Source organism: Microbacterium sp. AISO3, assembly GCF_002204305.1.
Classification (GTDB): domain Bacteria; phylum Actinomycetota; class Actinomycetes; order Actinomycetales; family Microbacteriaceae; genus Microbacterium; species Microbacterium arborescens.
On sequence record NZ_NHRF01000032.1, the window covers coordinates 1 to 739 of the forward strand.

The following is a 739-nucleotide window of genomic DNA, read 5'->3' on the forward strand; positions in this document are numbered from 1 at the left end:
GAACTGTGCAGGCAGCATACGCATGGCGGCTTTATACTGCCCGACGGAAATCCCCGCTTTCTGTGCAGCCAGCGCCTGTCGGCTCAGCGACTGTTCAACGACTGCCGCTGTTTTTTTCGCATCACTTTCCGTACCAGAAAAATGACGCCTGACTCTGGCCATCTGCTCGTCAAATCTGGCCGCATCCAGACTCAAATCAACGACCAGATCGCCTACCGGTTCAGCCATACCGGACTCCTCCTGCGATCCCTTCTGATACTGTCATCAGCATTACGTCATCCTCCGTCATGTCCGCCACATCCGGGGAAGCGGGGATAACTTCATTCCCGTCCGGGCCAAAGCGGACACCTCCGGCAAGCCCTGCCGCTTTCTGCATCAGCACATCATCTTCAGGCTCTTCGTCAGCCTCGCGCCGGTTCAGCAGACTGAAATCCAGCGGATGCATATCCGGATCGCTGAAAAACAGGCTGAGCACGGTGTACGTCAGCCCGGAAAAGTGCATATCCAGCAGAACATCATGAAAATAATGGGTACTGTAAAAGCGGTGCCAGTCGGCATACTCCGTGGATGACATCCCGGCAAGCATGGCACGCCAGTCGGGTCGCCCCATCTCACGCGCCAGTTTCAGGGCAAAACTCAGCTCACCGTCGAACACTTTCCCGCAGAAACAGGCTCTGCGGGCCCGGCGTCCTCTGTCTGTTCAGGGGCATTATTCACCACAAACTCATACATACCAGAC

General features: G+C 56.2%; 2 protein-coding genes and 1 pseudogene. All 3 read right to left on the reverse strand.

Annotation, left to right across the window (positions count from 1 at the left end; translation table 11 throughout):
* A partial coding sequence (locus CBF90_RS16120) for a phage tail tape measure protein (RefSeq protein ID WP_088381081.1) occupies nucleotides 1-228 on the reverse strand: 228 nt, incomplete at its 3' end.
* Nucleotides 221-655 carry a phage tail assembly protein T gene (locus CBF90_RS16125; RefSeq protein WP_000459457.1) on the reverse strand — a complete coding sequence of 145 codons (435 nt, stop codon included), beginning with the start codon at nucleotides 653-655 and terminating at the stop codon, nucleotides 221-223. The genes CBF90_RS16125 and CBF90_RS16120, both read right to left, overlap by 8 nt.
* A pseudogene (locus CBF90_RS16130) lies at nucleotides 637-739 on the reverse strand (phage minor tail protein G); the annotation flags it as partial. The gene CBF90_RS16125 and the pseudogene CBF90_RS16130, both read right to left, overlap by 19 nt.